This window comes from Actinoplanes sp. URMC 104, from assembly GCF_051386375.1.
GTDB lineage: Bacteria > Actinomycetota > Actinomycetes > Mycobacteriales > Micromonosporaceae > Actinoplanes.
The window spans coordinates 52,691-76,574 of sequence record NZ_JBPQTO010000007.1; the positions used below are offsets into that span (position 1 = coordinate 52,691).

General features: G+C 72.8%; 21 protein-coding genes. 10 read left to right on the forward strand and 11 right to left on the reverse strand.

Annotation, left to right across the window (positions count from 1 at the left end; genetic code table 11):
- The first annotated feature begins 92 nt into the window (after window positions 1-92).
- Window positions 93-482, forward strand: coding sequence for a hypothetical protein (locus tag ACSNN8_RS21960; protein ID WP_436651143.1), 390 nt, complete (start codon window positions 93-95; stop codon window positions 480-482).
- A 41-nt stretch (window positions 483-523) separates the two neighbouring features.
- The gene (locus ACSNN8_RS21965) at window positions 524-1,936 is read left to right on the forward strand and encodes an SDR family NAD(P)-dependent oxidoreductase (protein WP_436651144.1); all 1,413 of its coding nucleotides are present in this window, start codon (window positions 524-526) and stop codon (window positions 1,934-1,936) included.
- A 63-nt stretch (window positions 1,937-1,999) separates the two neighbouring features.
- Here the strand turns inward: ACSNN8_RS21965 and ACSNN8_RS21970 are convergent, their stop codons facing one another.
- The 7 genes from ACSNN8_RS21970 to ACSNN8_RS22000 all read right to left on the reverse strand — a co-directional run bounded on the left by ACSNN8_RS21970 (window position 2,000) and on the right by ACSNN8_RS22000 (window position 9,380).
- Window positions 2,000-2,473: a hypothetical protein gene (locus ACSNN8_RS21970; RefSeq protein ID WP_436651145.1), complete on the reverse strand. Its 474-nt coding sequence runs from the start codon at window positions 2,471-2,473 to the stop codon at window positions 2,000-2,002.
- A gap of 110 nt (window positions 2,474-2,583) precedes the next feature.
- Window positions 2,584-3,486 carry a hypothetical protein gene (locus tag ACSNN8_RS21975; RefSeq protein WP_436651146.1) on the reverse strand — a complete coding sequence of 301 codons (903 nt, stop codon included), beginning with the start codon at window positions 3,484-3,486 and terminating at the stop codon, window positions 2,584-2,586.
- On the reverse strand, window positions 3,479-6,439 hold the full coding sequence (locus ACSNN8_RS21980) for a DEAD/DEAH box helicase (RefSeq protein WP_436651147.1): 2,961 nt from the start codon (window positions 6,437-6,439) through the stop codon (window positions 3,479-3,481). Before ACSNN8_RS21980 ends, ACSNN8_RS21975 begins: the two co-directional genes overlap by 8 nt.
- Window positions 6,436-6,879 (reverse strand): DUF5990 family protein, encoded by a 444-nt coding sequence (locus tag ACSNN8_RS21985; RefSeq protein ID WP_436651148.1) that lies wholly within the window; start codon window positions 6,877-6,879, stop codon window positions 6,436-6,438. Before ACSNN8_RS21985 ends, ACSNN8_RS21980 begins: the two co-directional genes overlap by 4 nt.
- An 80-nt stretch (window positions 6,880-6,959) precedes the next feature.
- Complete coding sequence (locus ACSNN8_RS21990) at window positions 6,960-8,198, reverse strand: ATP-grasp domain-containing protein (RefSeq protein ID WP_436651149.1); 1,239 nt, start codon at window positions 8,196-8,198, stop codon at window positions 6,960-6,962.
- Window positions 8,199-8,209: 11 nt separating this feature from the next.
- Window positions 8,210-8,983 carry an alpha/beta hydrolase gene (locus ACSNN8_RS21995; RefSeq protein ID WP_436651150.1) on the reverse strand — a complete coding sequence of 258 codons (774 nt, stop codon included), beginning with the start codon at window positions 8,981-8,983 and terminating at the stop codon, window positions 8,210-8,212.
- A 46-nt stretch (window positions 8,984-9,029) separates the two neighbouring features.
- A complete protein-coding gene (locus tag ACSNN8_RS22000) occupies window positions 9,030-9,380 on the reverse strand; it encodes an STAS domain-containing protein (protein WP_436651151.1) in 351 nt (116 codons plus the stop codon).
- A 214-nt stretch (window positions 9,381-9,594) separates the two neighbouring features.
- On the opposite strand from ACSNN8_RS22000, the gene ACSNN8_RS22005 reads away from it, so the two are divergent.
- Together ACSNN8_RS22005 and ACSNN8_RS22010 are read left to right on the forward strand one after the other, a co-directional pair.
- Window positions 9,595-11,067 (forward strand): amino acid permease, encoded by a 1,473-nt coding sequence (locus tag ACSNN8_RS22005; RefSeq protein WP_436651152.1) that lies wholly within the window; start codon window positions 9,595-9,597, stop codon window positions 11,065-11,067.
- Complete coding sequence (locus ACSNN8_RS22010; RefSeq protein ID WP_436651153.1) at window positions 11,064-11,939, forward strand: universal stress protein; 876 nt, start codon at window positions 11,064-11,066, stop codon at window positions 11,937-11,939. Before ACSNN8_RS22005 ends, ACSNN8_RS22010 begins: the two co-directional genes overlap by 4 nt.
- Window positions 11,940-11,992: 53 nt before the next feature.
- Here the strand turns inward: ACSNN8_RS22010 and ACSNN8_RS22015 are convergent, their stop codons facing one another.
- Window positions 11,993-12,952 (reverse strand): serine/threonine-protein kinase, encoded by a 960-nt coding sequence (locus ACSNN8_RS22015; RefSeq protein WP_436651154.1) that lies wholly within the window; start codon window positions 12,950-12,952, stop codon window positions 11,993-11,995.
- Between the two features lie 97 nt (window positions 12,953-13,049).
- Between ACSNN8_RS22015 and speB the strand changes: the two genes are divergently transcribed.
- The 3 genes from speB (at window position 13,050) to ACSNN8_RS22030 (ending at window position 17,168) form a co-directional block, all read left to right on the forward strand.
- Window positions 13,050-14,150 carry an agmatinase gene (gene speB, locus ACSNN8_RS22020; protein WP_436651155.1) on the forward strand — a complete coding sequence of 367 codons (1,101 nt, stop codon included), beginning with the start codon at window positions 13,050-13,052 and terminating at the stop codon, window positions 14,148-14,150.
- 57 nt (window positions 14,151-14,207) lie between these two features.
- Complete coding sequence (locus ACSNN8_RS22025; RefSeq protein ID WP_436651156.1) at window positions 14,208-14,762, forward strand: GntR family transcriptional regulator; 555 nt, start codon at window positions 14,208-14,210, stop codon at window positions 14,760-14,762.
- 1,368 nt (window positions 14,763-16,130) lie between these two features.
- Window positions 16,131-17,168 carry a M20 family metallopeptidase gene (locus ACSNN8_RS22030; RefSeq protein ID WP_436651157.1) on the forward strand — a complete coding sequence of 346 codons (1,038 nt, stop codon included), beginning with the start codon at window positions 16,131-16,133 and terminating at the stop codon, window positions 17,166-17,168.
- Here ACSNN8_RS22030 and ACSNN8_RS22035 read toward each other — a convergent pair.
- From ACSNN8_RS22035 to ACSNN8_RS22045, 3 genes are all read right to left on the reverse strand, one after another.
- Window positions 17,165-17,629, reverse strand: a complete 465-nt coding sequence (locus tag ACSNN8_RS22035; RefSeq protein WP_436651158.1) for a response regulator transcription factor — start codon at window positions 17,627-17,629, stop codon at window positions 17,165-17,167. The two genes, ACSNN8_RS22030 and ACSNN8_RS22035, sit on opposite strands and share 4 nt — an antisense overlap.
- A gap of 265 nt (window positions 17,630-17,894) precedes the next feature.
- Window positions 17,895-18,806, reverse strand: a complete 912-nt coding sequence (locus ACSNN8_RS22040; protein WP_436651159.1) for a hypothetical protein — start codon at window positions 18,804-18,806, stop codon at window positions 17,895-17,897.
- 79 nt (window positions 18,807-18,885) lie between these two features.
- Window positions 18,886-19,821: a sulfotransferase domain-containing protein gene (locus ACSNN8_RS22045; RefSeq protein WP_436651160.1), complete on the reverse strand. Its 936-nt coding sequence runs from the start codon at window positions 19,819-19,821 to the stop codon at window positions 18,886-18,888.
- Window positions 19,822-20,585: 764 nt separating this feature from the next.
- Here ACSNN8_RS22045 and ACSNN8_RS22050 point away from each other — a divergent pair.
- The 3 genes from ACSNN8_RS22050 to ACSNN8_RS22060 are packed head-to-tail and all read left to right on the forward strand — an operon-like array spanning window position 20,586 to window position 23,868.
- Window positions 20,586-21,518 carry a glycosyltransferase family 2 protein gene (locus ACSNN8_RS22050; RefSeq protein ID WP_436651161.1) on the forward strand — a complete coding sequence of 311 codons (933 nt, stop codon included), beginning with the start codon at window positions 20,586-20,588 and terminating at the stop codon, window positions 21,516-21,518.
- 47 nt (window positions 21,519-21,565) lie between these two features.
- Entirely contained in the window at window positions 21,566-22,528 is a 963-nt protein-coding gene (locus ACSNN8_RS22055) for a glycosyltransferase (RefSeq protein ID WP_436651162.1), read from the forward strand.
- The gene (locus ACSNN8_RS22060) at window positions 22,525-23,868 is read left to right on the forward strand and encodes a glycosyltransferase (protein ID WP_436651163.1); all 1,344 of its coding nucleotides are present in this window, start codon (window positions 22,525-22,527) and stop codon (window positions 23,866-23,868) included. Before ACSNN8_RS22055 ends, ACSNN8_RS22060 begins: the two co-directional genes overlap by 4 nt.
- Window positions 23,869-23,884 lie beyond the last annotated feature (16 nt).

Below are 23,884 nucleotides of genomic sequence, written 5' to 3' on the forward strand. Positions count from 1 at the left end.
GTACACCTTGTGCCGCTCCCCGACGGACGAGAGCGGGCCTCCGCGAGGCGAGGGTGGACGTGTTTCGGTGACCACGAGCGAGGAGACACGTCATGACCGCACGCAGAGCGCTCGCCCTGGGCCTGTTCCTGGCCGCAGCCGGTGTGCTCACGCAGTTCCTGGTGGGTGTCCCGGGATTCCCGGCCATCCCGCCCGGGCCGATCATCCTGGGGCTCGCGGGCATCCTGCTGCTCGCGCTTCCGGGAGCCCGCTGGCCGATCTTCACCGGCCTGGGCGCTGCCCTGTTCGTCACCGTCGGCGGGCTGGTCGAGGGGTCGGTGTGGGGCCGGCTGGGCGATCCCGGGCAGCTCGACGTCTGGGTCGGCGTCGTCGGGCAGTGGGCCGGTCAGGCGGTCGCGTTGGTGGCGGGAACGCTCGCGCTCACGACGCGCCGGGTCGATCGGGTGGGGACGGGAGCAGGCGGCGGGCGGGAGAGTCAGTAAAGTTCCTGCGTCGGTTCGGGCGTGTGAGGGACGGTTGGGGCATGACGGGCGAAGCTGGGACGACCGCCGGGGTGGATCCGGAGCGGCTGGCTCTGTGTCTCTCGGTGCTCGCCGAGGTGGAGGCACTACCGGTCGAGCATCCGGACGCCGTGGCCGTGAGGCGGGCGACGGCGGGGCTGTTCAAGACCGTGAAGCTCAAGCGCCGCCGCGAGCGGCGCGACGCGATCCTGGCCAACGACCGCGAGGTCACGGCGGCCACGGCGACGGGAGCGCCGGGGCGGATCGACGACGAGACGGCCGGCATCCCGCTGCGCAGCACGATCAAGGCGGCCACCGCGGGGGTGCTGCGGCAGGCGCGCGGGTGCTACGTGTGCAAGCAGCGCTACACGCAGGTCGACGCGTTCTACCACCAGCTCTGCCCGCGGTGCGCGGTCGTCAACCACGAGCGGCGCGACGCGCGCACCGACCTGACCGGGCGGCGGGCGCTGCTCACCGGCGGCCGGGCCAAGATCGGCATGTACATCGCGCTGCGGCTGCTGCGCGACGGCGCGGAACTGACAATCACCACGCGGTTCCCGCACGACGCGGTACGGCGGTTCTCCGCGATGCCGGACAGCGCCGACTGGATGCACCGGCTGCGCGTGGTGGGACTCGACCTGCGCGACCCGGCGCAGGTGGTGGGGCTCGCCGACTCGGTGGCAGCGCGGGGCCACCTCGACATCATCATCAACAACGCGGCGCAGACCGTCCGTCGCTCCGCGGGGGCGTACGCGGCCATCGCCGCGGCGGAGAACGAGCCCCTGCCCGACGGGCCGCTGCCCGAGCTGGAGTACTTCGGGACGGCGGGCGCCTCACCGGCGGCGGCGCTGACCGCGGGCACCCCGCACCTGACGCCGCAGCAGATCACCGAGATGGCGCTGACCGCCCGGTCGGTCACCATCGACGCGGGCGGCCTGGTGCCCGACACGGCGCCGACCAACAGCTGGAGCGACCGGGTGCACGAGGTCGACCCGCTCGAGCTGCTCGAGGTGCAGCTGTGCAACGTGACCGCCCCGTTCGTCCTGGTCAGTCGATTGCGTACGGCGATGACACGGTCGCCCTTCCCCCGGCGGTACGTGGTGAACGTGTCCGCGATGGAGGGCATCTTCAGCCGCGGCTACAAGGGCGCGGGGCACCCGCACACGAACATGGCCAAGGCGGCGCTCAACATGCTGACCCGCACGAGCGCGGACGACATGTTCGCCGACGGCATCCTGATGACGAGCGTGGACACCGGCTGGATCACCGACGAGCGCCCGCACCCGACCAAGATGCGGCTCGCCGACGAGGGTTTCCACGCCCCGCTCGACCTGGTGGACGGCGCCGCCCGGGTGTACGACCCGATCGTGCGCGGCGAGCAGGGCGAGGACCTGTACGGCGTGTTCCTCAAGGACTACGAGCCCGTCAACTGGTGACGGGCGACAGCGAGCGAGCCACGACCCCGCGGGGTCGTGGCTCGCCGTCGTACGGGTGCGGTGTCAGTTGCGGCCGCGGTCGTCGCGGTCGTCACGACCACCGCGGTCGTCACGGTCGTCGCGGCCGCCACGGCCGTCGTGGTCGTCGCGGTCACGGTCACGACCGCCACGGTGGTCGTCGAAGCGGTCACGGTCGCGGTGGTGGAAGAACGGGCGGCCGCCGTGGTGGCGGTTGTGGCCCCAGTCCCAGTCCCGGTCCCAGCTGACCTCGAGCGCGAAGCCGCGACGGCCGACCCGGTCGCAGTCGAAGTCGTCCCAGCGGCCGAACCGCTCGCCGATCCGGCCGGCGATGACGCAGCTGGTGTAGCTGCGGTAGAAGCCGACGATCCGCTCACGGTCGGCGCCCTGGGTGGCCGCCGCCGTCTTCGAAGCGCCCGCGTCGGTCCCGGTCGCCGCCATGGCCGGCCCCGCGCCCATGGTGACGCCGGCGATGAGGCCGAGGCCGGTGACGGTGAGCATCCGGGTGATTCGGTTCATTTCACACCTTCTCTGGACGAAAGTTGTGTCCCGGGAAGGAGATCATGAGCACCGAATGTCACGGGAAGGTTTCGTACGGTGTACCCCGATCGTGGAACAACGGACTCCGGCTACTGATCCGGCAGCGCGAGGTACGCCGGACGCAGCACGTCGAGGATCGGACGCCCGTCCTGCGCGAGCGGCGGCGGATCGAGCTGGTCGAGCAGCGCGTCGGGCCGGCTGGCGGCGCCCGGACGCCCGCCCACCGGCACCACGGCCGGCAGCGCAGACCCCCAGAACTCCGCGACCTCCCCCAGGCTCTCGCCCAGCTCAGCAGCAGGATCAGCGCCGGAGAAGGGACCGTCGGTGGAGGACGGGGTGAAGGGAGAGGAGGCGGCGGAGGACCCGGCGGAGGCGGCCCCGGCGGCCGTGGACCCGGCCGGCCCGGCGGCGGAGGGGCGGGAGCGGGAGGCGGCGCGCGAAGGGGACGGGGAGGCGGCGGGGTCGGAGGCGGTCACGGCGAGGGCGCTCCGGAGCTCGCGCAAGTGGGTCAGCAGCTCGTCGCGGCCGCGGCCGCGCCAGGTGAAGACGCCGAAAGGGTCCTCGGAGAAGCTGCGCGCCAAGGCGTAGCAAGTGGCGGCCAGGTGCACGCAAGGCATCGGCCAGCGTTCGCACGAACAGTCCATGGCGACCTCGTCCAGCGACAAGGGCACCTGGCTCAGCCCGGCCGCGGCGAACACCTCGCCGATCCCGGCAGGCATCCGGCCGTCGAGCAGCGCCGCGGCGAAGCGGGCCTCGCCGGCCAGGCCGGCCTCGACGGCGGCCCACTCGGAGGCGCCGAAGGCCCGCAGCGCGATCCGCGCCCGGAAGGCGCGGGGATCGTCGGGCCCGCGCACCTGCGCCACGACCAGGCTCGACGAGATGGTCAGGCTGCGCACGTGCCCGGACCGCTCGTCGCGCCGCCCGCGCGCGAAGGTCGGGCCCATCCGCAGCGACTCGAAGGTGCCCAGGAAGGCGACCGGCAGCTCAGTCAACGATGGCCTCCGGGGCGAGCGTGAGCAGCTCCCGCAGCTCGGTGGTGGACAGCGCGGTCAGCCAGCCCTCGCCGTTGCCGACCACCCGCGCGGCGAGCACGCCCTTGTCGGCGAGCAACCGGTCGATGCGCTCCTCGAGCGTGCCGAGGCAGACCAGCGTGTGCACCTGCACGTCGCGGCGCTGCCCGAGGCGGAACGCGCGGTCGGTGGCCTGGTCCTCGGTGGCGGGGTTCCACCAGCGGTCGACGTGCACGACGTGGTTGGCGGCGGTGAGGTTGAGCCCGGTGCCGCCCGCCTTGAGCGAGAGCACGAAGACCCCGGGACGCTCGTCGGCCTGGAACGCCTCGACCATCTCGTCGCGCTCGCGGCGGCCCACACCGCCGTGCAGGTAGCGCACGGGCACGCCGAAGCGGGCGGCCAGGTGTGGCGTCAGCATCGAGCCGAACTTGGCGAACTGGGTGAAGCACAGCACGCTCTCCCCCGCCGCGAGGGCGCCGTCGACGATCTCCTCGAGGCGTTCCAGCTTGCCGGAGCGTCCCGGCAGCGGCGAGCCGTCGCCGAGCAGCAGCGCCGGGTGGACGCACACCTGTTTGAGCTTGGTCATCGCGGCGAGCACGATGCCCTTGTTCCACCGGTCGGTGCTCTCGTCGAGGCGGGTGGTCATCTCGTCGAGGACGGCGCGGTAGAGCGTGCTCTGCTCGCCGGTGAGCCCGGTCAGGTGGCGTACGTGCTGCTTGTCGGGCAGATCGTCGACGACCATGGGGTCGGCCTTGGTGCGGCGCAGCAGGAACGGCCGGGTGGCCTGGCGCAGCCGCGCCGCCGCGTCCTCGTCGGCGTAGCGCTCGATCGGCACGGCGAACCGGGCGCGGAACGTGTGCGCCGAGGCGAGCACCCCGGGGTTGAGGTAGTCGAGGATCGACCACAGCTCGGCCAGCCTGTTCTCCACCGGGGTGCCGGTCAGCGCGATCCGCATGCGCGAGGGGAGGCGGCGGATCGCGCGGGCGGCCGCGCCGGCGCTGTTCTTGACGTGTTGCGCCTCGTCGAGCACCACCCTGTCCCACTGCACGGCGGCCAGCTGGTCGACGTCACGGACGGCGGTCGCGTACGTCGTGAGCACCACGTCGACGTCGGTGGGCAGCTCGCGGCCGGCGCCGTGCAGCACCCCGACCCGCAGCGCCGGCGCGAACCGGGCGGCCTCGCGCTGCCAGTTGCCCAGCACCGACAGCGGGCAGATCAGCAGCGCCGGCCCGGAGCGGCGGTGCAGCAGCAGGGCCAGCAGCTGCACGGTCTTGCCGAGCCCCATGTCGTCGGCGAGGCACGCCCCCAGCCCGAGCCGGTCGAGGAACGCCAGCCAGGAGAAACCCCGGCGCTGGTACGGCCGGAGGTCGCCGCGCAGCTCGGCGGGCTGGTCGAGCAGCTCGAGGCGGTGCTCGAGCTCGCCCGCGAGCAGCGCCGCGGCCCAGCCCTCGCCGCTGGTGGCGGTCACCGGCAGCGGCAGCTCCTCGGGCGGCAGCAGCTTGATCGTGCGTAGCGCGTTGCCCGCGGTCATCGTACCGCCGCCGCGGGCCAGGAAGCGCAGCCCGGCGTCGAGGCGGTCGGCGTCGAGGTAGACCCAGCGGCCGCGCAGCCGCACCAGCGGGACCTTGGCGCGGGCCAGGTCGGCGAGCTCGTCGGAGGTGAGCACGCGCCCGCCGAGCGCCAGGTTCCAGTCGTAGTCGACGAGGTGGCCCAGGTCGGCGGCCTGGTCGCGCAGCACCGCGGGGACCGGGTCGCGGGGCCGCACGGTCAGGCCGAGCCCGAGGCCGGGCCGGTCGCGCCACCAGGCGGGCAGCAGCACGCCATAGCCGGCCTCCTCGAGGGTGGCCGCGTGGGTGAGGAAGCGGTGCGCCTCCTCGGTGTCGAGCACCATGTCGACCGGCCGGGGCACGTGCAGCGCGGCGTCGAGGTCGGGGTAGAGCCGGGCGGCGCGGCCGAGCGCGCCGAGCAGGCGTTCCTGCGGGTGGCTGGTCCAGCGGCGCAGCGGGGCGTAGCTGTCGCGCCAGACGTCGGCCGCGGTCACCAGCGCGCTCGGCTCGTCGACCGCCTGCAGCAGGAACTCCAGCAGCCAGGCGTCGCGGGCCGCGACCGCCGCCGGATGCGGGTCGACGGCGTCGGGCTCGCGGAGGTGGCTCAGACGGAAGCAGAGCCGCACGGCCGCGCCGGTCGTGGCGCCGCGGTGCCACTCGTCGAGCCGGTCGGCCAGCTCGTCGGCCAGGGCGGGGGCCGCGGCGAAGACCGGGTCGCCGGTGAGCGCGGCGAGCCAGCCGTCGCCGACCCGCACGCCGGACTCGGCCAGGCGGGTGCGGACCAGCCCGTCGACCAGCCGGTCGAGCGCCGCGGCCAGCGCGTCCTCGGCGGGCAGCCCGGCCACGTCGCCCGGGCGGGCACGCTCGGCGCGGGCCGCGGCGGGCAGGCGGCGCAGCAGGTCGTCGCGGTGGACGGCGTCGAAGCCGGTGACCACGGGCCGCCACCGCGCGACGGGCCCGTGGGGATGGACGGCGGGCAGCACCCGGCCGCGGCGGACGAGGTCCGCGGCGAACGCGCACAGCTCGGCCAGCCACTGCGCCGAGCGGCCGAGCCGGCCGTCGAAGGAGGCGGTCACCTCGTCGTCGACGAACGGCACGGTCACCGCCGGCACCTGCCAGGCCCGCAGCCGCGGGGTGCCGCGCCGGGGCGGCAGCCCGAGTTGCGGCGACGGCAGCGGCCCGGCGCTCGTGGACGGCAGCACCAGCGTGGCGGGCGGGCGGCTCTCCCCGCCGGGCAGCAGCGAGGCCGCCAGCGCGAACGGATGAGTGCCGCGAGCCGGCGCGGCCGAGCCACCCGGGAACGGTTCCTCGCCCCACAGGTTGAGCGAACCGTCGCGCCCCACGAACCCGTGGAGCACCCGGGCCTCGGCCGCGACGAGGTCGGTCATCGCAGCTCCCACACGACGGCCGGGGGCCGCACCCGGGCGCTGATCGGGTCGCCGTGCGCGTCGGTCAGCCCGAGCGACGCCGTGAGCACGCCGTCGCCGGTGAACGCGGCCCGCAGCAGCGCGGTGGGCACGTCGCCGAACAGCAGCTTGGCCCGCCGGAACATCTCGAACTCGTCGCCGGCGACGTTGCCCCAGCTCAGATAGAGGAACCGGGCGCCCGGACGGCCGTGCACCCAGGGGCCGCCCACGTCGAGCAGCTCGTCGACCTCGCGCGCGGTGATCGCGAACTGCCACGCCGCGGACGGCGCCCACGCCGGCACGCGCTCGACGACCTCGCGGCCGCGCTGCACGCCGACGTGGACCCCGGCCAGGCGCAAGGCGTCGGCCCGCGCCCCGCCCCGGGCCGCGGGCAGGTCGCTTCCCTCAATGCGGATCTGCACGGGAACGACCCTAGACCCGGGGTCCGACAGAAACTCAGCCGTCGGTCCGTTCTTCCGGTGGCGGGCGGGGTGGTGGGACGTCAGCGGGCGTTGTCCCTGATCCAGGCGTCGGTGAGGCCGCCGAAGTGGGCCAGGAACTTCTCGTGCTCGTGCACCGGGTACATGGCGCGGACGGTCTCGCGCAGCAGCGACCGGTACTCCTCGGACGTGACCCACTCGTACACCATCTCGTCGACCTGGCCCAGGTAGCGGGCGCAGAAGTCGGCGTACCGGTCGGTCTCGAAGTAGTCGTCGGCGAGCTTGCGGTAGCCGGCGAGCTTCTCGTCGTACGTCAGCGAGGGGTCGTCGCCGATCGCGAAGTAGGCCGCGGAGTCCATGTCGAGGCGCGGCTTGCGGCCGGTGACCACGCAGTAGACCGACCAGCGCAGCAGCGCGGCCATCGCCCACGGGAAGTAGTAGTGCAGCGAGGTGATCGCCACGTCGGGGCAGGCGTTGGCGTAGTCGATGGGGTGCACGTCCTCGCCGCGCACCAGCGACTCGCACGAGTTGAACTCCCACCGGAAGAACGCGTTGACCAGCCGCGAGATGGTCACCACCTCGTCGCCCACGCTCGCGCTGAGGAAGCCGTGGTCGACCTCGTAGCGCGAGTGCATGGGCTGGTCCGGCCGGAACTTCATGACCATGGTCTCGGGGCCGATCGACAGCGACCGGGCGAACACGTCGTACCCCTCGACGGAGGCCTGCAGGTGCATCAGCCGCTCGCCGGAGGCGTCGTACGCGGCGTGCAGCTCCTGCGAGTTGCGGATCTTGGAGACGCCGACCCACGCGCCGCCGTCGTACGGCTTCATGTACATCGGATAGCCGACCTGCGCGGCCGTGGCCTCGAGGTCGAACTGCTTGTTGTACCGGGCGGCCGTGTACGCGTACCGGCTGTTCTCCAGGGGGTTCTTGTACGGCACCAGGACCGTCTCGGGCACCTTGAGGCCGAGCCGCATCATCGCGCAGTACGCGGCGTGCTTCTCCATCGACTGGAACGTGAACGGGCTGTTCATCAGGTACACGTCGTCCATCAGCGCGATCTTCTTGAGCCACTCGCGCGGGTGGTAGTACCAGTAGGCGAGCCGGTCGATGACCAGGTCGTGGCGGGGCTTGTAGCGCAGGTTGAACGGCTCGATGGTGACCCGTTCCGAGCTGATCCGATGGCTCTTGCCGTCCGGCCCGTTGACCGTCCCGAGCCGGCGCACCAGCGCCTCGTAGGCCCGCGGCCAGTCGTCCTCCGTTCCGAGCAGGAGTCCGATGATGTGTTCGACGTCCGCCACGGCTGCCTCCCCTAGGTTCTCCTCAACAGCGATGTGAGGTGCGGTTCGAAGGCGTCGCGCCACGCCGGCCAGTCGTGGCCGCCCTCGATCTGCGCGAAGCTGACCGGATAGCCTTGCCCGCGCAGCGCCTCGGCCATGCTCCGGTTGTTCGCGAGGTTCTCCTCGAGCCTGCCGCACGTCATCGTCACCGGCACGGCGGGGCCGTCGGCGGCGCGCAGCACCCGCCCGGTCCACCGCACGATCGGCAGCCAGCGCCCGAAACCGGACTCCTGCCGGTCGAAGCGCGGCTGGAAGAAGCTGCCCGACTGCAGGAACAGCCCGCCGAGCACGCCGGGGTGCCGGCGCTGGCAGTGCAGCATGGCCAGCGCCCCGAGGCTGGCTCCGATGCCCACCGCGGGCCGCCCGTCCGAGAGGCGGGCCGTCAGCGCGGGCAGGATCTCCAGACCCAGACCCCGGGCGTACGCGGGCAGAGCCGCATACCACTCCAGCCGCTCGCCGGCCGGCAGCAGCACGAGGTGGCACGGCTCGATGCGGCCCGCGGTGATCGACGCGGCCACGTAGCGGCCCAGGGCGGCGTGCTTGTCGTAGTCGGGACCGTCGTGGGCGACCAGCACCCGGGCGGTCGGCTGGGCCGGCGACCAGATCCGCGCGGTCACCTCGGCGCGCAGGGCCCGCACGTCCAGCGTCAGCGACCACCACCTGCCGCTCGCGGCCGGCAGCGTCAGCCAGTCGGGCTCACGGGGCAGACAGGCATCCTCGATGCCGGCACCGGCCGCGCGCTCCATGAAGGCACATTAGCCGCCGCGGGCCGCCACCGCGCGCCGTCGGCGATCAGGGGGTGTAGCTCTGGTTGGACGACGACGAGGGGGGCAGGCCGAACATGTCGGTCAGCCCGGTGACCCGCAGCTGACGGTGCACGAACTCGCTCGGGTTGCGCAGCACGAACCGGGTGCCCACCTCGCGGGCCGCGTTGTAGCCGGTGACCAGCGTGCCGATGCCCTGGGAATCCATGAACGTCACGAAGGTGAGGTCGACGATCAGCGTCATCGGCCGCTCGCGCTGCACCGTGCCGAGCAGGATGTCGCGCAGGGCGCCCACGGTCGCCGCGTCGAGGCTGCCGCGCACGTCGACGACGATGGCGCCGTCGGCCTGGCGTCGGGTGGTCATCACCGCCTCGCCCATCCGAACCTCCGTACCCTGCGGTCCCGCCGTCGTCACCGTACCCCGGCTTTGTCCTCCCTCGCAGGCTGCCGCCGGTTTCCACGGCCACAGCGGACACCCGGTGCGCGTGCCCCCGTACGCATGGCGCCGGTGCCCGATCTCGCTGTGCAGTTGCGCGGTGACCATTGGTATGCCCAAAGTCACATAGGCGGCAGCCGATGACGGGAGGGGTGACATGGCCACGACTCCGGGACGGCCGGGCATCTTCGCGATACGCGACGTCCGGTCCCTCATCACCGAGACGGCCGAGGAGGGCCACGGTCTCAAGAAAGCAGTGGGTGCCACGCAGCTGACCGCGATGGGCGTCGGCGCGATCATCGGCACGGGCATCTTCGTGGTGATCGGCGAGGGCGCGGGGATCGCGGGCCCCGCGGTCATCCTGTCCTTCGTGCTGGCGGCGGTCGCGTGCGCGTTCTCCGCGCTGTCGTACGCGGAGCTGGCCTCGTCGATCCCGGTGGCGGGCAGCGCGTACACCTACACGTACGCCACCCTCGGCGAGCTGGTGGCCTGGATCATCGGCTGGGACCTGATCCTGGAGTACGGGGTGTCGGTCGCCGCGATCGCGGTCGGCTGGGGCGGCAACCTGAACGCGTTCCTCGACTCCGCGTTCGGGGTGGCGCTGCCCGACGCGATCGCCAAGTCGCCCGAGGACGGCGGCGTCTTCAACCTGCCGGCCGTGTTCGTGGTGCTCGCGATCACGCTGCTGCTGGTGCGCGGCGTGACCGAGAGCGCGCGGGTCAACCTCGTGATGGTCGTGATCAAGCTCGTCGTCCTGCTGTTCTTCATCGTGGTGGCGTTCGCCAACTTCGGCACCGGCAACTTCCAGCCGTTCGCGCCCTCGGGAGTGGACGGGGTGACCTCGGCAGCGGCGGTGATCTTCTTCGCCTACATCGGCTTCGACGCGGTCTCGACCGGCAGCGAGGAGGCCCGCAAGCCCGAGCGCGACCTGCCGCTGGCGATCATCGGCTCGCTGGTGATCTGCACGATCTTCTACGTGCTCACCGCCGTCGGCGCGATCGGCATCGCCTCGCCCGACCAGCTCAAGGCGAGCGACGCGCCGCTGGCCGCCGCGCTCGACGAGGGCGCCGGCATCAGCTGGGCGGCCGCCGTCCTCGCGCTCGGCGCGGTCGTCGCGATCACGAGCGTGGTGCTGGTCATCATGTACGGCCAGACCCGCATCTTCTTCGCGATGTGCCGCGACGGGCTGCTCCCCCAGCGGCTCGCCCAGGTCAACCAGCGGTACGGCACCCCCGCCCGGCTCACCATCGTGCTCGGCGTCCTGATCGCCATCCTCGCCGCGCTCGTGCCGCTCAGCGAGATCGTCAAGCTGGTCAACATCGGCACGCTGTTCGCCTTCGTGCTGGTCAACATCGGCGTCATCGTGCTGCGGCGCACCCGGCCGGAGATGCCGCGGCCCTACCGCGTGCCGTGGTCGCCGGTGCTGCCGCTGCTCGGCATCGCGTTCGCCGTCTACCTGATGAGCGACCTGCCGTGGGACACCTGGGTGCGGTTCGTGGTGTGGCTGGCGATCGGCCTCGTCATCTACTGGCTGTACGGCTACAAGAACTCCCGCCTGCGCAGCGAGCAGAGCACCACCCCCGGCTGGGCGCGCGACCACCACCGCCCCGAGGACGGTGACCAGCCGTGACCGAGCCGATCCCCGGGCCCGTGATCGCCGGCGTGGACGGCGGTCCCACCTCGCCCGACGCGCTGGCGCTGGGCCGCTGGTTCGCCGAGACCCTCGGGGTGCCGCTGGTGGTCGCCGTCGTGCACGCGGCCCCGGCGGCGCTGGGCTCGGGCCGGATCGACGCCGAGTGGGTCGCCGACCGGCACCGCGCCGCACAGCAGGTGCTCGACGCCGCCCGCAAGGACCTGGAGGACGTACGCGGGGAAGTCGACTATCGGATGGTGGCGTCCTCCTCGGCCGCGCACGGCCTGCACGACCTGGCCGAGGAGACGGGCGCGGCGCTGCTGGTCATCGGGTCCGGGCGGCACGCCACCAAGGAGCGCCTCGCGGCCGGCAGCACGGCGGACCGGCTGCTCGCGGGCGCCGCCTGCCCGGTCGCGATCGCTCCCGCCGGGCTGCCCACGCCCACCGGGCAGCGGCGCATCGGGGTGGCGTACGTCGACACGCCCGACGGCCGGGCCGCGCTGACCGCCGCCGCCGAGGTCGCCCGCCGCACCGGCGACACGCTGCGGCTCTACACGGTGGTGGCGGAGGCCGACGCGACGCTGCCGTTCCTGATCGGCCAGGACGCGGAGCGCGCCTTCCTCGAGACGGCCCGGGAGACGTACGAGTCCTCGCTGCGCCGCGCCGCCGAGTCGGTGCCCGGCGTGACGGCCGAGTGGCAGGTGGTGGCCGGCGACGTCGTGGACACGCTCGCCGACCTCGACGAGGTGGACGTGCTCTTCTGCGGCTCACGCGGCTACGGGCCGGCCCGGCGCGTGCTGCTCGGCGGCGTCTCGACCCGGCTGGTGCGCCGGGCGTGCCGTCCGGTGGTGGTGGTGCCGCGCAGCTGAGCCCGTGCCCCGCCGTCCCGCTGGTGGTGCCGCGTGGCCGAGCCCGCGGGCCCTCAGTCGGCCCGGTGGCGGCCCGCGCCGTTCGGCACCGCCACCGAGGTCGGCTCCTCCGCGGCGCGCTGGTCCCACGGCGAGATCGACGGGCGGGCCGACTCGGCGCTCAGGTCCTGAATGGGCACGTAGACGCGGGCGTCCACGGCCTCGGCGAGCAAGAGCGCCGCCACCATCGCGGTCGGCCGCTCCCGCGGGTCGCGGTTGAGGCAGCGCGACACCAGGTCCTCCACCTCGGGCGGCAGGCCGTCGAGCTCGGGCAGCGGGTCGGGGTCGCGGTAGCGCTGCGCGTACACCAGCTCGGTCGGCGTCTCGGCGCGCCACGGCAGGCGCCCGGTGATGCACTGGTGCAGCAGGGTGCCCAGCGCGAACATGTCGCTGGCCGGGGTGGCGGGCAGTCCCTCGAAGAGCTCCGGGGCCACGTACGCCGGAGTGCCCATCACCGGCATGTCGGGGTTCGGGTCCGGCACGCCCGCGGAGGCCGCGATGCCGAAGTCGAGCACCTTGGCGCCCGACGGGGTGAGCATGACGTTGGCGGGCTTGATGTCGCGGTGCACGACCTGCTCAGCGTGCGCGGCGGCGAGCGCGGCCGCGACCTCGGCGCAGATCCGCACGCCGATGCGCCAGTCGAGCGGACCGGCAGCCAGGTGGGCGCCGAGCGTCTGCCCCTCCACGAGCTCCATCACGATGTACGGGACGTCGGGCGCGGTCGGCTCCGAGCGGGACGTGCCGAAGTCGTGCACCCCCGCCACGTTCGGGTGCGCCAGCCGGGCCGCCGACCGGGCCTCCGCGCGGACGAGGTCGACGCCCGCGATGTCGCCGAGCGTGCCCTCCACCGACGGGCCCATGATCTTGATCGCTACCGGACGGTCGAGCACGCGGTCGTGGCCGCGCCAGACCTCGGACATGCCGCCGATGCCGATGCGTCGCACGAGCTGATACCGCCCGCCCAGCGTCCGCATGTGCTCCCTGCCTCCCTCAGATCTTCGGAACGCGGTACCCGGGGCGCGCGAGCGGAAACGCTGTACCGGGTCACCGTATGGGGATACATTCCCCGGCGTGACGCGATACGGACCGATGTACGGCCCCGACCACACGTTCCTCGGCGTGCCCGCCTGCGACTGGCAGGAGCCCGCCACGTACGCGGAGGCCGACGTCGTCATCCTGGGCGCCCCGTTCGACGGCGGCACGTCGCACCGCCCCGGCGCCCGCTTCGGCCCGCAGGTGCTGCGCGGCACCGACTACCTGCCGCACGACGCCTCCCGGCCGCACCTGGCCATGCGCGTCGACGCGCTCGGCGGCGACCTGACCGTGCTCGACGCCGGCGACCTCGAGGTCTTCAGCGGCGACATCCAGCGCAGCTGCGACACCATCGAGGACGCCGTCGCGTTCGTCGCCTCGCACGGCGCGATCCCGCTGATCCTCGGTGGCGACCACACCATCACCTGGCCCGACGTGTCCGGCGTGGCCCGCCACCACGGCGCCGGGCGCATCTCGGTGATCCACTTCGACGCGCACGCCGACACCGGCGACATCGAGTTCGGCTCGCTGTACGGCCACGGCCAGCCGATGCGCCGGCTCATCGAGTCCGGCGCCGTGCGCGGCGACCGCTTCCTGCAGCTGGGCCTGCGCGGCTACTGGCCCGGCCCCGACGTGCTCGACTGGATGGCCGATCAGGGCATGACCTCGTTCCACATGAGCGAGATCGTCGACCGCGGGCTCGACGCCGTGCTCGACCAGGCGTTCGCGACCGCCCTCGACGGCTGCGACGGCGTCTTCCTCTCCGTCGACATCGACGTGTGCGATCCCGGCCACGCCCCCGGCACCGGCACGCCCGAGCCCGGCGGCCTCACCGCGCGGCAGCTGCTCGACAGCGTCTCGCGGATCTGCCACGAGTTACCCGTAGTAGGCATGGACATCGTCGAGGTCTCACCCCCGTACGACCATGCCGAGATCACCGCCATGCTCGGCAACCGGGTCGTGCTCGAGGCCCTCTCAGGCCTCGCCCGCCGCCGCAAAGACGCAGGTGGTCCACGGTGGAACCGGGCCACCCCGCTGCTGCGCGACCGCGGCACGCAGCCCCCGCTGGCGTCCCGCGACACCCCGCCCTCCCTGTCCCCGCGCGACCGTCAGCGCTCCCTGCCGCCCGCCGAGTCGTGACAGACAGTCGCGGCTGCGCACTTGTTCGGCCCTGACCGGCCACGCCACAGTCGCAGCATGTCCCCCGACACCGCCCTCTCGCCGTACCAGCAGATCGCCGCCGAGCTCCGCCACCAGATCTTCACCGGCACCCTCGCGGCCGGCGCCAAGCTCCCCTCCGAGCACACGCTCGCCGGGGAGCACCGCGTCGCCCGCACCACCGTCCAGTCCGCGCTGCGCGTGCTGCGCACCGAGGGCCTGATCCGCTCCCGCAAGGGCGCCGGCAACTTCGTCACCGCGCTCGCCGTCGTGGACGCGCACCGCTGCCCCGCCCGCATCGAGCTGGACCGCCAGCAGGTGGGCTGGCTCGGGCGGCTGCCCCGCCCCTCGCACGGGCTCGACCGGGTGCTGCACTGCGAGCTGGAGCAGCGTCATGCGGGCGCACACGCCGGCCTGGGCCAGCACGCCGCCGGGACGGGGTGGTGGGTGCAGTGGACGCTCAGCGCCTCGGAGATCAACGCCATCGGGCAGTGCCCGGCCGCCCGCGGGAGCCTCGACGAGGACGACAGCAACTGCATGCTGTACGCCGACCACCCGGGGCGTCATCTGTACGGCTCGGAGTATGCCGCGTAGATCGGATTGTCAAGACACTGGGATTGACGCGCTGTCGCGGGGCGGTGCCTCAGTGCAACGGCGGACTGTGACAGGCCGCACGCTCCGTGAGCGGGCAGCACGGTAAGTGATAGAGGTCTCTTCGGTCGCCGCGGGCAATTTCTTGACGGCGCAAATTCACGATGGAAATTCGGCAGACGTTTCGTGCCCTTTTTGGACCGGCTCCTCCGTCCGGCGTTTCGTCGGATGCCGGACAGGGCGAATGTTGCGGGGAGATTGCGCGCGGAATTGCGCGCCGGGAGGGGCTCGGTAATCGGGGCTCGCGTCTTCCCATCGGAAACAGCTCGAGTCGCCGAGGTAGCGACGCCCGCGACTCGGCCGGGTCGCTCGGCCGCCGATCCGCTCCGCCCCTGTCCGCCTGGGCGGGTTGCTCGGCCGCCGGACAGCGCGGCCGGTGCGCTCTGCCTCGTCCGCCGCTCCGACCGGCCACCGGCAGCGCGACCGATCAGCTCGGCCACCGCGACCAGCTCGGCCCGTGGTGATCAGCTCGGCCGCGCGCCCAGCTCGGCCGCGCGACCAGCTCGGCCACCGCGACCAGCTCGGCCCGCCGCGACCAGCTCGGCCCGCCGCGACCAGCTCGGCCCGCCGCGACCAGCTCGGCCCACGGCGATCGGCTCGGCCTGCGACCAGCTCGGCCCGCGGTGATCAGCTCGGCCGCCGCGATCGGTTGCTTGCGGACGTTGCGCAGCGCCCGCCTTGTCGCAGCACCGTGGCCCCGCGCCAGGCAAACGAGTCGGCGTCGTATCAGGTCGGCGGTGACGCGATCCTCGCCGACCGACAGTCAGTTGACCTCCCCCAGTCCGGTCGCGAGCGAGCATACAGGTGCAGCCGCACGCCGGCGGGGCGGGGCTCCCGACGGTCTACCGGGCCGCGACCGCTCGAGCAAGCGGAAGGACGCCCGCTTGTGGACAGATTCGACGCCTGTGGACAACCCCATGCGCCGGCGCGCTGCGGCGTAGGCTCGGCGACGCCACGCCCCGGGTGGGTGGGGGTCTGGGAGGCGCACCGGTGGATGATCTTGTTGAGCGGGCCTGTGAGCTGATCGCGATCCCGTCCACGGCGGACCGGCCTGAGCAGCTGCGACGGGCTCTCGACCTCGTGATCGACGCGGTGGGGGCGGGCTTCGAGGTGCGGCGCTTCGAGTCGAACGGCAAGCCGAGCGCGCTGCTGTCTGTGGGGCGGCCAGGAGGCGCGCGGCAGGCGGGCGCGAGTTCTGCGGGCCCGCGAGGGGCGGGTGGGCGGCCGACGTACGCACGGGAGGCGGACACACAGGCGGCCGGCGCGCGAGGGACGGGCCCGCGGGCAGCAGACGCATGGACCGCCGGCGGCGTGAGAGGGACGCGAGGCCGGAGCGCGGAAGGAGCGGACGCGCGGGGGCCCGCCGCGCAAGAACCGGACGCGCGAGGAGCCGACGCGCGGGGGCCGGGCGCGCGGGAAGCGGACGCGCGGGAAGCGGGCGCACCTCCAGGAGAATTCCGGGTCATCCTCAACGCGCACCTCGACGTCGTGCCGGGGGCGCCCGAGCAGTTCGTGCCGCGGATAGAGGGCGACAGGCTCTACGGGCGCGGGGCGCACGACATGAAGGTCGCGGCGCTGGTCATGGCGCACGTGTTCCGCGAGGTGGCGCCGCAGCTGGGCTTTCCGGTCGCGCTGCAGCTGGTCACGGACGAGGAAGTGGGCGGCGCGGACGGCACGGCGCACCAGATCGCGCAGGGGGTGCGGGCGGGGTTCGTCGTGATCGGGGAGCAGAGCGGGCTGCGGGTGGTCAACGAGTCGCGCGGGCTGGCGCACGTGCGGCTCGCGGCCAAGGGGCGGGCGGCGCACGCGGCGTACCCGTGGCTCGGGGACAACGCCCTGCTCAGGGTGACCGAGGGGGTCGGGCGGCTGCTCGCGCGCTATCCGGTGCCTCCCGCAGAGGCGTGGCGCACCACGGTGAACGTGGCCCGCATCGACACGCCCAACCGGGCGGTCAACCAGGTGCCGGACGAGGCCGGCGCGTGGCTCGACGTGCGGTTCCCGGCGGAGGACGGGGACTTCGCGGGGCGCTCGGCGGCCGAGATCGCGGCGCACCTCGGCGAGGTCACCGGGCTCGAGGCCACGGTGGAGGCGCTCGGCCACCCGCACCACGCCGACCCGGGGAGCCGGGAGGTGGGGCTGCTGCGGGCGGCCGCCCGGGAGGCCGGCTTCGCGGGGGAGCTGCTGGCCAAGCACGGCGCCGCGGACGGGCGGCACTACTCGGCCCGCGGCGTGGATGCGGTGATCTTCGGGCCGGGCGGGGACGGCCAGCACGGGCCGCGCGAGTACGCCGACCTGACGACCGTGGCCCCGTACGGGCGGGCCCTTCGCTCTTTTCTGCGGGCGCTCTAGCCGTTGGCGAGCAGCAGCCAGCGGACGCGGCGCACCAGCTCGGCCGGGTTGAACGGCTTGACCAGGTAGTCGTCGGCGCCGACGGTCATGCCGAGGTCGATGTCGACCTGGCGGGAGTGGCCGCTCATCATCAGCACCGGGATCTGCGCGGTGTCGGCCGACGAGTGCAGCTCGTAGCAGACGCTGAGCCCGTCGAGGCCGGGCATCGACACGTCGAGGATCACCATGTCGGGCTGCTCGGTGACGACCTGGCGCAGCGCGGCGGCGCCGTCGCCCGCGGTGATCACGCGGTAGCCGGCCGCGACCAGCTTGGTGGTGACCAGGTCACGGACGTCCTCGTCGTCGTCGACGACCAGGATCGTCGGCTCGGCGACGTCGGCGCACCAGTCCGCCACGGGCGCGGGGTAGGCCGGCTCCGGCGCGATGAACGTGGGAACGATGGATACCGCGGCTCCGAGCATGATCTCTCCCCTGGCCCGTGGATGGTTGTCGCGTCAGGGGGCACCATCGGCGGCCGGGGACGGCCGGTGGAGAAGATCGCCGGGTGCACGACGGGAGCGAACCGGTGGCCAAGGAAAATGGCGGAGTCGCTCCTTGTGGGAGAGACCCCGCCATCGACGGCGCCGCCGTTTACCGCGGGCACCTGGCGTCGGATCAGAAGCTAATGCACCCCGTCGATGGGCCACGGTTCGGCCCGGTCAAAGGTGACAACGCTCTCACCGAACCTCAGAGCAGTTCCGTACGCAGGTCGTGGGCGCCGTCCGCGCGGGTCGCCTCGTAGTAGACGCGGCGCCGGCCGTCGGGCAGCTCGACCAGGCTCAGGTAGCGCAGACCGTTGGGGGCGTGCGGGCTGCCCAGCGGCTCGCCCGGCTCGGCGGTGAGCTCGCCGAAGGAGCCGTCGGCCAGGCGCCTGCCGCGGGCCACCCCGGTGCGCTCCTCCCAGTTCTCGCCGGCCGTCGCGCGCCCGTCGTAGGCCACGGTGATCTCGTCGCCGTCGACCTGCACGGACGAGACCCGTACGCCCCGCGCGTCCCACTCCCCCGGCCGGCCCGCCAGCGCCGTGCCGCGCCAGGTCCAGTGCACCCCGTCGGGGCTGGTCGCGTACTCGGTGGTCATCCGGTCGGCGTCGTCCCAGCTCTCCAGCGGGTGCACCGACGCCCACAGGTGCCAGCCGTGCGCGTCGTGGTGCAGCACCGGGTCCTTGACCCCGGCGGTGTCGTCGCCGGCCAGCACGACCCGCGGGGTGGCCGTGGCCAGGCCTTCCGGGGTGGCCGCCTCGAGCAGCTCCACCCGCCAGTGCTTGGTGCCGGGCGTCGCCGCGCTCACGTAGAGCCGCCAGCGGCCCTCCCGCGTGCGGACCAGCGCCGGGCGCTCCAGCGACTCGGCGCCGAACTGCTCCTTGGTGACCTCGGCGACCGTCTCGAAGGTGATGCCGTCGGCCGAGCGGGCCACGACGTTGGCGATGCCGCGCCCCTCGCCGATCGGCAGGCGCACCCGGTAGGCCAGGTAGACGTGACCGTCCGCGACGATCGAGCTGGGCGCGCCCGACCACGCTCCCGGTTCGTCACCGGGGGGCTCGACCACGACGGTGGACTCGTCCCAGCGTGGCAGCGGCAGGGTCGCGGTTCCGGTGGACAAGGCGGCTCCCAGATGTGTCGGCAGTGACAGGGCGAAGAGTAACCGGACAAGTGTGCGTTATCTACCGGGCAGGTGGGGATTACGAGCGCGCGGCGTGTCGGTCGACCGAGAGCCAGTCGTCGTACGACTCCCCGGTCACCTCGGTCAGCAGCGCGATGTCGTCGGCGAACAGCGGCAGCAGCGCCGCCCGCTCCTCCGGCGTGGTCACGGGCCGGTTGCCGTGCTTGCGGTGCAGCAGCGTCAGCAGCGGCCCCCGGGCGGCCAGCCGCAGCGGCACCGGGAAGCGGTGCCCGAACGTGCCGCCGGTGCGCAGCAGCAGCCGCAGCACCTCGTTCACCCGGTTGTCCTCGACGTAGTGCCGGTTGACGTTCTCGCGCGGCACCGAGGTCAGCACGCCCGTGCGCACGCCGAGGAACTCGCAGACCCGGTCGAGGGTGGCGGCCGGGGTGTCCTTGAGCTCCTTGTAGCGCAGCAGCAGCACCTGCTCGCGCGGGAAGTGCTCGTAGAGGTGGCGCACCTGCTCGCCGTACCTGCCCAGACCCACGTAGTGCCAGAACGAGGCCCAGCCCGCCGCGACACGGGCCGGCTCGGCGCGGCAGGCGGCCAGGAAGTCCGCCTCCGGCTCGAGCCCGGCGTTCCACAGGTGGGTCCAGTTGGAGTGGGCGCGGTCGACCGGGTCGCGCAGCAGCACGATCAGCCGGGCGGACGGGATCAGCGACTTGATCCGCTCGTGCGAGGCGAGGTCGTGCAGGTAGAACGGCGTCGCCTCGCCGAGCAGCGTCCCCGGCGGCGCCGGGGCGAACAGCGCCTCGTAGTCGGATTGCCGCCAGACGTGTTCCTGATAGGTCTGCACGTCCCCGGGGCCGCCGTGGTCCGGCGGCGGTCCGTCGAAGAGAAAGAACTTGGGCTCCTTGACCGCCGGCAGGAACAGCTCGGGGTGACCCACCAACGCCGCGTGCAGGGCGGTCGTCCCGGCCTTGGGCACACCGGCGATCAGGAAGTCGGGAAGTGCCATGGAAGTCCCTCCTGTCGTGCGCCGCACGTCGCCGCGGCGCTCGATGTGAGACTTAGCCTACAGATCTAGTAGGTATTCGCGACCGGAGGACCACCTGGCGGACACCCCGTCAGTTCCTCGACAGCAGGCGGCGCCACCAGCTCGGCCGCCGGTAGCGCGGACAGCCCCGAGCTCCGCACAGAGCGCATTCGGTCCCTTGCCGGTAGTGCTGGTGGGCACGTGGCGCGTGCCCGCAGACACAAAGTGCTTCATCAACGTTCATCGTCTCACCAACGGTAAGGCGGCCCGGAGGCTACGGGGGCGAGGCGGTTTGGTGACCAGCCGCGATACATACCCCGCCGGCGAGGGACCACTCGTCGATGGATCGATAACCGAACTGCACCCGTACCCGTACGCTCGGTAATGTCCGTATTCGGTGACCCACTTCACTCCGAGTAATCCGGCATTGCTGACATGCCCGATCGCGTCATCCAGGTACGCCTATGCGGCACTTGTCCCCTTGATGGGTGACGCGCCACTCCGGTACGCAAATGTCCGTTACCTGAGGTAACGATGTGACGAACATCTTCTCCAGTTGCCCGTGTGAATACACTGCGGTCATCCGGTTGGCGACAATGATCCTCCCGGTCGCCGACACGTTGTCTTTTCGGTCAGTTGACGCTTGGTAGCGGCTTGCTACGTTGGTCGACAGAAGCGAAAGCCCTACGCTTCTTGCCACCAGATTTGCCGACCGAACCGCATTGCCGCCCCGGGAAGGGACCGACATGGAGTTTTCGACGCCCGCTGCGAACACGTGGGGTGACGGAGGTACGTCACCGACCGTGAGCGTGGTGATTCCGACCCTGAACGAGGAGCGCAACCTGCCTCACGTGTTCGCCAAGCTGCCGGCGGACATCGACGAGGTGGTGCTGGTCGACGGCGGCTCGGTCGACCGCACCGTCGAGGTCGCCCGGGAGCTGCGCCCGGACGTGGTCGTGGTGCAGCAGACCCGCACCGGCAAGGGCAACGCGCTCGCCTGCGGCTTCGAGGCCTGCACCGGCGACATCATCGTGATGATCGACGCCGACGGCTCGACCGACCCGGCCGAGATCCCGCTGTTCGTCAAGAAGCTGGTCGACGGCGCGGACTTCGTGAAGGGCAGCCGGTTCAACCACGGCGGCCACAGCCACGACATCACCAAGCTGCGCAAGCTCGGCAACGACGGGCTCAACCTGGTCGTCAACGTGCTGTTCGGGACCCGGTTCACCGACCTCTGCTACGGCTACAACGCGTTCTGGCGCACGGTCGTGCCGGTGCTCGACCTGCCCGACACGAAGCTGCCGCGCAAGACCGACGGCACCAAGCACTGGGGCGACGGCTTCGAGATCGAGACGATGATCAACATCCGGGCCGCGGTCGACGGGATGAAGGTCGGCGAGGTCGGCAGCATCGAGCACCGCCGCATCCACGGCGAGACCAACCTGAACACGTTCCGGGACGGCTTCCGCGTGCTGCGCACGATCTTCAGCGAGTACGGCCGGATGCGCAGCCAGAAGCGCAGCGGCGAGCGCCGCCCAGGTGGCGTGATCGTCCACCAGCAGCCCGGCAGCCGGGCGCACGGCATGAGCGCCAAGCCCGTGCCGGCGCCGCGCCCGCAGCCCGAGCGTGAGCGCGACGAGGTCGGCGCCGTGAGCACCGACATCAACCGCCTCGGCTGAACCCACCGCGCCCGTCCCCACTCCCCTCGCTCGTAGGAGACGCTCCCGTGGATTCCACCCCCCTCGACACGACCATCGTGATTCCGACGCACACGGAACAGCGCTGGTCCTCGCTCGTGCGGACTGTCGCCTGCGCCACGTCGCAGCAGGCGGAGCCCGCCGAAGTCGTCGTGGTCGTCGATCACAACCCGGCGCTGTTCGAGCGCATCCAGCGCGACCTGCCGGGCGTGACGGTCCTCGAGAACGCCTACGCCAAGGGCGTGTCGGGCAACCGCAACACCGGCGCCTTCCACGCGAAGACCGCCCTCGTCGCCTTCATGGACGACGACATCACCGCCGGCCCGGACTGGCTGGGCCGGCTCGTCGAGCCGTTCGCCGACCCCCGGGTGGTCGGCACCGGCGGCGGCATCGCTCCGGCCTGGGAGGGCCCGGAGCCCCGGTGGATGCCGGCGGAGTTCCTGTGGGCGGTCGGCGGCTCGTACGCCGGCATGCCCACCGAGACCTCGCCGATCCGCAACGTCTGGTCGGCCAGCATGGTGGTCCGCCGCGAGGTGTTCGACGCCGTCGGCGGCTTCCGGGTCGGCTTCGGCAAGCTGGGCGACCGCAACCGGCCCGAGGACACCGAGCTCTGCCTGCGGATGAGCGCCCACGCCGGCGGTCACTGGATGTACGTGCCGGACGCGATGATCCGGCACGAGGTGCCCGCGAACCGCTCGACGTTCCCCTGGTTCGTCAAGCGCTGCTACGCCGAGGGCCGCGGCAAGGTGCAGATGGCCGGCCTCGACGCGGGCGGCAGCGACACGCTGGGCGCCGAGCGTGACTACCTGTGGTCGCTGCCCAAGGCGGCGCTGCGCAACCTCGGCCTCGGGCTCACCGGCAAGGGCGCCGACCACTTCCTGCGCGCCGGCGGCATCGTGGCCGGCGTGGCCGCGGCCGGCTGGGGCGGCGTCGTCGAGACCGTCGCCGCCCGGCGCACCCCCAAGACCCCCACGCTGGAGACCGCCCGATGAGTGCCGACGTCAACCGTGTGGCCATCCCCACCCAGCGCATCGCCTCGATCGAGGAGACGTCGACGGTGCCCGGCATCGTCCGCGACCTCGAGCTGTCCGAGCCGCTGCCGCTGATCCCGGCGGTGCAGCCGGACGGCCGCCGCGCCGAACAGGTCTGGCTGCTGGTCCGCCTGTTCTCCGAGCCGGTGGGAGCGCTGCTGCTGGACATCCCCGGGCAGGGCCTGCAGCCGGCCGACCTGGCCGCCGCGGTCGAGGCCGAGCTGGGCGAGGTCGTACGCCCCCGCCTCGACGGCGCCGCGGTGCCGGTGCACGGGCTCAACCCGGCCAGCGAGCCCGAGTTCCTGGCCCGGCGCCGCGCCGTGCTGCAGACCGCCCCGCACATCACCGTCGTGGTCTGCACCCGCGAGCACCCGGGCGAGCTCGCCCGCTGCCTCGACAGCCTGCTCGCCCAGGAGTACCCCTCCTTCCGCGTGCTGGTCGTCGACAACGCCCCGGTCAGCGAGGCGACCGCCGAGGTCGTCCGCTCCGCCGCGCGCCGCGGCCCGGTCGACTACCTGCTGGAGCCCAAGGCCGGCCTGTCGTTCGCCCGCAACACCGCGGTCAAGGCCGCCCCCGGCGAGATCCTGGCCTGGCTCGACGACGACGAGGTGGCCGACCCGCACTGGCTGGCCGAGGTGGCCCGGGCGCTGCACGAGCACCCGGACGCCGACGTGATCTCGGGCGTCATCGTGCCGGCCGAGCTCGAGACCAAGGCGCAGGTCTGGTTCGAGCAGTTCGGCGGGCACAGCAAGGGCCGCGGGTTCAAGCCGGACGAGTTCGGCCCGCACACCGCGCACATCCAGAGCCCGCTCTACCCGCTGCCGCCGTTCGGCACCGGCGCGAACATGACCTTCCGGCCCGGCGTCATCGAGCGGATCGGCCTGTTCGACACCGCGCTCGGCGCCGGCACCCCGGCGATGGGCTCCGAGGACACCCTGGCGTTCACCCAGGTGCTGCTCACCGGCGGCACGATCGTCTACCAGCCCAGCGCGGTCACCCGGCACTACCACCGGCGCGACCTCGAGGGCCTGCGCAAGCAGATGGTCGGCTACGGCACCGGCCTGGTCGCCGCCTACACGAGCCTGCTGATGTCCCGCCCGGCCCTGATCTTCCCGCTGCTCAAGCTGGTGCCCGGGGCGTTGAAGGACATGACCGGCAAGGACACCGCCCGCACCGCCACCATCCGCGACGACTTCCCGCAAGAGCTGCTCGCGGCCAACCGCCGTGGCATGCTGGCGGGACCGCGCGCCTATCTGAAGTCCCGCCGCGCGGCACGGGCCAAGGTCCGCACCCAGGCATAGGAACATCGACCGGGGT